Annotated in this window: 4 protein-coding genes and 2 rRNA genes; 2 read left to right on the top strand and 4 right to left on the bottom strand. The window is 63.4% G+C overall.

The annotated features are described in order from the left end of the window. The first annotated feature begins 192 nt into the window (after positions 1 to 192). Positions 193 to 308, top strand: a 5S ribosomal RNA gene (rrf, locus tag JZZ72_RS18970). Positions 309 to 418: 110 nt separating this feature from the next. Beyond that, positions 419 to 534, top strand: a 5S ribosomal RNA gene (rrf, locus tag JZZ72_RS18965). A gap of 140 nt (positions 535 to 674) precedes the next feature. On the opposite strand, the gene JZZ72_RS18960 is transcribed toward rrf (JZZ72_RS18965), so the two are convergent. From JZZ72_RS18960 to JZZ72_RS18945, 4 genes are all read right to left on the bottom strand, one after another. Then, positions 675 to 1853: a PepSY-associated TM helix domain-containing protein gene (locus JZZ72_RS18960; protein ID WP_043861335.1), complete on the bottom strand. Its 1179-nt coding sequence runs from the start codon at positions 1851 to 1853 to the stop codon at positions 675 to 677. An 86-nt stretch (positions 1854 to 1939) separates the two neighbouring features. Then, positions 1940 to 4444, bottom strand: a complete 2505-nt coding sequence (locus JZZ72_RS18955) for a TonB-dependent siderophore receptor (RefSeq protein ID WP_054915877.1) — start codon at positions 4442 to 4444, stop codon at positions 1940 to 1942. Between the two features lie 92 nt (positions 4445 to 4536). Continuing rightward, complete coding sequence (locus JZZ72_RS18950; RefSeq protein WP_210014896.1) at positions 4537 to 5505, bottom strand: FecR domain-containing protein; 969 nt, start codon at positions 5503 to 5505, stop codon at positions 4537 to 4539. Further along, positions 5495 to 5992, bottom strand: a complete 498-nt coding sequence (locus JZZ72_RS18945; RefSeq protein WP_054915945.1) for a sigma-70 family RNA polymerase sigma factor — start codon at positions 5990 to 5992, stop codon at positions 5495 to 5497. Before JZZ72_RS18945 ends, JZZ72_RS18950 begins: the two co-directional genes overlap by 11 nt. Positions 5993 to 6000 lie beyond the last annotated feature (8 nt).

The following is a 6000-nucleotide window of genomic DNA, read 5'->3' as shown; positions in this document are numbered from 1 at the left end:
AGCGCTGTGAGGCGTTGAGCTAACCAATACTAATTGCCCGTGAGGCTTGACCATATAACACCCAAGCAATTTGCGTCGAACGACCAGATTGCGGTGTTGTGAAGACACAGTAAGCCGAAGATTTGTACCTCACGAACATCACATACCCGATTCGCTGGAGTGTCTGAACAAGACCTTCTGGCAACAGAATTTCTTGACGACCATAGAGCATTGGAACCACCTGATCCCATCCCGAACTCAGTAGTGAAACGATGCATCGCCGATGGTAGTGTGGGGTTTCCCCATGTGAGAGTAGGTCATCGTCAAGATTAAATTCCGAAACCCCTATCTGCATCTGCAGGTAGGGGTTTTGTCTTTAGAGTAGAAGCATCAAGAATTCGCCGGCACGTCGCAATGTACGGGCCAGCACACAGAATTTCTTGACGACCATAGAGCATTGGAACCACCTGATCCCATCCCGAACTCAGCAGTGAAACGATGCATCGCCGATGGTAGTGTGGGGTTTCCCCATGTGAGAGTAGGTCATCGTCAAGATTCAATTCCAGAACCCCTGTCTGCGTTGCAGACAGGGGTTTTGTCTTTTCAGGGGCTAGGGTAGCGGGTTGTTCCTGCCACCCTCTGCACCGGCCAGGCCGGCCCCTGCACACAATGGGCTGCAGGAGCCGACCTTCAGTCTATGCAGTGCGCCGAGCCCGGCTACTGCGCCGCGCCAGCAACTTGCGCCACCAGATATACACCCCTGTCACCGACAGCACCGCAATCACTACCCCCAGCACCGCGATCATCACCTGGCCTGTAGTGCCGAGGATCCTGCCGCCATGTATGGGTAGTTGCAGCCGGTAGAAGCGTTCCCCCAGGGTGCCCTGGCCAGCGATCTCCTGCCCCAGCAGGCGCCCGTCGGTGCCATGGAAGAACAACCACGACTTGCCCTGGGCATCGGTGTCGTGCTGTCCGAAACCGGCGCCATAGAAGTTGTACTCGAAGCTGTAGTACAACTCGCCGATCGGCGCCGTCAGCCCCAGCCGCTGGCCCTCCTGCTGCGCCAGCTGATGGGCTTGATGCCATGTCAGCTGGGTCTGCCCCAGTTCTTCTCTGGGCAGCCTGCCACGGGCCTCATAGACGCTTGGTTCCACCGGCGAGAACAGCGACACCGCCGGCTTGAACACCTGGCTGGGCAGGTTCATCGCCACACTGCTGACGGCCACCGGCAACAGCAGCAGCCACAGCCACAAGCCCCCAGCCCTGTGGATATCCATGTTCAGTCGATACGCATGCCCGCCCTTGATCTTCCAGGCCGTGCTCCATTTGCGCCAGAACGGACGACCACGGGGCAGGGTCAGCAGCAGGGCGATGAAGCAGTCGAGCACCCACAGGATCGCCACCACGCCCATCAGCCACAGCCCCCAGTTGCCCGGCAGGGTCAGGTTGTAGTGCAGCTCGAGGACGAACGGCATGAAGTTCTCCCGCGAGAAACAGCACTCGCCCCAGTAGCGCTGGCCCAACGTCTGGCCGCTGACCGGGTCGAGGTAGAACACCGTGTTCTTCTCGGCATACGGCTTGTCGGTGGCCGGGTCGTTGCGCGGCACCATCGCCAGCAACGCCGAATGGCCGGGCTCGTCGGGGTATTCCATGTACCACACCTGCAGGCGCGGGTGTTCGGCCTGCACCTTGTCCACCAGGTTGCCGGGGTCCTGGCGGGGGCCTTGCGCCGGGGCTTCATAGAACGAAGGGTTCAGCCATTCGTCGATCTCGTGGTTGAACGCCAGCACGCTCCCGGTGAGCCCTGCCAGGGCAAGGAACAGCGCGGTGGCCAGGCCGATATAGCGGTGCAGCAATACGTAGAGGTGGCGCATATAAAGGGATTCCAGATCAGGTCGCCAGATGCGACAAAGCCAGCGCCTGGAATCAGGCACTGGCTTTGCGGCTCACGGGGGTGTGGTCAGAACTGATAGCTGACCGTGGCGCTGACATTGCGCTCTTCACCCATGTAGCAGTAGTTCAGGCTCGCGCACGAGGCGATGTAGCTCTCGTTGGTGAGGTTGTTGGCATTGAGCCGCACATCCACGCCCTTGAGCCCGACCTTGCCCAGGTCGTAGCCCACCGACGCATCGAACAGGGTGTACGACGGTACCTTCATGGTGTTTTCCGCATCCACCCAGCTGTAGCCCACGTAACGCACGCCACCGCCTACGCGCACACCGTCCAGCACCCCCTGGCGGAAGTTGTAGTCCGCCCACAGCGAGGCCATGTGCTTTGGCGCCTGGGTTGGCGAGTTGCCCTTGTTGTCGAGTGTGCTGCCAGCCAGGGTGCTCGGCATCGTCTTGCTGTACTCGATGTCGGTGAAGGTGTAGCTGCCCAGCACCTTGAGGTTCTCGCTCAACTGCATGTGCGCTTCCAGCTCCAGACCCTGGGAGCGTACCTGCCCGACCGGGTAGTAGAAGTCGTCCTGCGGCTGTTTGGTGGCCAGGTTCTCCTGCTCGATGCGGAACACCGAGGCGGTGAACAGGTTGTCGGTGCCCGGCGGCTGGTACTTGATACCGGCCTCCCACTGGGTGCCTTCGGTCGGTGCCAGCGGGTTGCCGGCGGCATCGGCGTAGGAGTTGGGGTTAAACGACTCCGAATAGCTCAGGTAAGGCGCAATACCGTTGTCGAACAGGTACAGCACGCCCGCGCGGCCGGTGAGCTTGGTGCGGTCATCGCTGATCTTGGTGCCCAGTGGGCGGGTAGGCTCGGCGATACGATTCTCATCCGAGGTCTTCACCCAGTCCTGCCGCAGCCCCAGCGAGAAGCGCCACTTGTCCAGCTCGATCAGGTCCTGGGCGTAGATGCCGGTCTGCTGCAGGCGCCGGGTGTAGCTGGTCGGTGCGTAATAGGTGATCTGCGAATTGCCGTACTGCGGGTTGAACGCATCGATCGACGCCAGGCCGCCGCTGCTCCAGTCCACCACGGTCTTGCGTCGCTGGTAGTCCAGGCCCACCAGCGTGGTGTGCTTGGCCGCGCCGGTGAAGTACTCGGCCTGCAGCATGTTGTCGATGATGTAGGAGTGCAGTTTCTCGTCGGCACCGGTGTAGTAGCGGTTCAGCTTGTTGCTGGTGGGCGACTCGTAGCCCCAGGCGTACACCTGGTCCATCTTCACCGTCGAGTCCAGGTAGCGGAAGTTCTGGCGTGCGGTGAACACGTCGTTGAAGCGATGCTCGAACTGGTAGCCGAACGATTGCTGATTGCGCTCGTAGCTGTCGATGCCCGGCTCGCCCTCGAAGAAGTGTTCCGAGATACGCTGGCCGTTGCGTTTGTGCAGCGCGCCATCGGCGGGCACGCCGGCGTGGTAGCCGCCTTCCGGATCGTTCTGCAGGTAGGCCTGCAAGGTCAGCGAGGTGTCCTCGGTGAAGTCGATGCTCAGGGTCGGCGCCAGCGCATAGCGCTTTTCTTCGTTGTGATCGAACTGGGTGTCGGACTGATGCGTCAGGCCGGTCAGGCGGTAGGCGATACGCTTGTCGTCGTCCAGCGGGCCGCTGAAGTCGAAGCCCACCCCACGCTGGCCCTGGGTGCCGACGGTAGCCTGCACCTGGCGGAAGGTCTCGTACAGTGGCTTCTTGGTGGTCAGTGCCACCAGGCCACCTGGCGAACTGCGGCCATACAGCACCGACGACGGACCTTTGAGAATATCCACGCGCTCGAGGAAGTACGGGTCGATCTGCATGGTGCTGAAGGTGCCGCTGTCACCCATCGACTTCAGGCCGTCGATGTAGATGTTGTCCACCGAGCCATCGTTGAAGCCGCGCATGGCCACATAGTCATAGCGGTGGGTCGCGCCATACGGGTTGGTCAGCACGCCCGGGGTGTAGCGCATGGTCTGCGAGACCGTCTGCGCGCCCTGGTCGTCCATCTGCTGGCGGGTTACCACAGACACCGACTGCGACGTCTCCAGCAGCGCGGTACTGGTCTTGGTCGCGATCTGGCTGTGGGTGGCGTTGTAGCCCTCCATGCTGCCCAGCGCGTTGCCCAGGGCAAAGCCACGCACGTCGGTGGTAGGCAATGCCAGTGCGGCGTCCTGCGGGGCCGCATGCAGCACATAACTGGTGCCATCCTGGCTCACCGCCTCCAGCCCCGTGCCATTGAGCAACTGGCGCAGCGCCTGGTCGGTGGCGTAGCTGCCCTGCAGGCCGGGCGACTGCGCGCCCTGGGTCATCTGCGGGGTGCTCGACAGCGTGATGCCGGCCTGGCGTGCGAACTGGTTCAGCACCTCGTCCAGCGAGCCGGCGGGGATGTTGTACTGCTGGCTGGCGCTGCCCGCAGGTTCGGCCATCACTACCATCGGCACGCTGGCCAGGCCCAGCGCGGTACCGAACAGTGCGGCGCGCACCGCCTTGCCCAGGCGTGAATCTAAGAGAGGTTGAAACTCATTACTGTCAGTGAGCCGCGGCTGGGCCAGGGTATCGCGCATGAAGAGCATCCGTAGGGTCGGTAAGGGCAGAAGGGAGTCGCTTACTGTCCTAGCCGGACGTGCCGACAAAACCCGCCAAAAAAATCAGCGCATCACGCCTGGCGTTCCAGGCGTACCCACCAGCGCGTGCGATAGCTGACATGCACCGGCAGGGTCTGCGGCAGCAGGTGCAGCAGCTTGTCGGTGTCTTCCAGGCGGAACACCCCGGACAGGCGCAGGTTGGCGATATCGTCGGAGCAGCTCAGGTAGCCGTGGCGGTAGCGCGCCACCTCGTCGATGAAGTCCCCCAGGCGCATGTTGCGCGTGACGATCAGGCCATCGGCCCAGGCACCGGGGTCCATGTTCTGCTGCGCCACGGGCGTGGCGCCCTGGGCATTCACCAGAAAGGCTTCGCCAGCAGCCACCCATTGCAGCCCGGCGGGGCCGGGGTGATGGATCGCCACCTTGCCCTGGCTGACCGTGACGCGGGTGCAGTCGCGCTCCTGACGCACCACGAAGCGCCCATCGAAGCCTTCGAGCAGCGCATCGCGGCTCTGCACCAGCAACGGCCGCCCAGCCGGGCCGAGCGGGTGTTCGGCGCAGGTCAGCATCAACTCCCCGTGCTTGAGGCGCACCAGGCGCTGGCGGCTGTCGAAGGCCAGGTCCGCGGCGGTATGGGTATTGAGATCGAGCAGGCTGCCATCGGGCAGGCGGATGCTGCGCCGCTCGCCGGTGGCCGTGGCGAAATCCGAGGTCCACGGGTCGAGCAGGCCAATGTCCTTGCTGACCCAGGCCGCTGAGCCAAGCATCACCACGCCGCCCAGCAGCTTCATGGCCTGGCGCCGGTGCAGCCGCTGCTGGCTGTTCTCCAGGGTCTGCAGGGCGACGACACCGGCGCCCGGCACCGCACGCAGGTTCATTTCCTGCTGCAGGCTGTGCACCCGTTGCCAGGCCAGTTCGTGCTCGTGGCTGGCGCTGCGCCACTGCTCGCACTGGGCCTGCAACTGCGGGCTGGCGCCGTTCTCGCGCACCCGCAGCATCCAGTGAATGGCCTGCTTGACCACGCGCGGGCTAGGGTTCATAGCGCAGCAGGTAGCAGTGATAGAGGGCGTCGGCCACATACCGCTCCACCGAGCGCAGCGAGATACCCATCTGCTCGGCGATCTGCTTGTGGCTCAACCCTTCGCACTGGGCCAGCAGGAACGCGGTGCGCACCTTGGGCCTGAGGCCGTCGAGCAGGCACGCAATGCGTTCCAGCAGTTCCAGCAGCAGCTCGCGGGTTTCCGCTGATGGCACCTCGGCCTCGGGCAGCTGCGCCAGGGCTTCGAGGTAGGCACGCTGCAGCTCTTCGCGGCGCCAGTGATCGATCACCAGCCCCCGTGCGATGGTACGCAGGAATGCGCGTGGTGCATTCAGCTCCAGTTGTTCGCGCCGCTGCAGCAGGCGCACGAAGGTGTCCTGGGCCAGGTCCGCGGCATCGGCCGCATTGCCCAGGCGGCAGCGCAGCCAGGTGTTCAGCCAGCTGTGGTGTTGCTGATAGAGCCTGTGCACAGAGTCGTGGGAGGACATGAAGGCGC

This window comes from Pseudomonas palmensis (assembly GCF_017848315.1).
Classification (GTDB): Bacteria; Pseudomonadota; Gammaproteobacteria; order Pseudomonadales; family Pseudomonadaceae; genus Aquipseudomonas; species Aquipseudomonas palmensis.
The sequence above is the reverse complement of the archived record's forward strand: the minus strand, read 5'-3'. Positions and strand labels throughout refer to the sequence as shown.

Excerpts from the sequence above, each read along its gene's own strand:
- JZZ72_RS18945 (WP_054915945.1), bottom strand. The coding sequence starts at position 5,992 with ATGTCCTCCCACGACTCTGTGCACAGGCTCTATCAGCAACACCACAGC.
- JZZ72_RS18950 (WP_210014896.1), bottom strand. The coding sequence starts at position 5,505 with ATGAACCCTAGCCCGCGCGTGGTCAAGCAGGCCATTCACTGGATGCTG.
- JZZ72_RS18955 (WP_054915877.1), bottom strand. The coding sequence starts at position 4,444 with ATGCGCGATACCCTGGCCCAGCCGCGGCTCACTGACAGTAATGAGTTT.
- JZZ72_RS18960 (WP_043861335.1), bottom strand. The coding sequence starts at position 1,853 with ATGCGCCACCTCTACGTATTGCTGCACCGCTATATCGGCCTGGCCACC.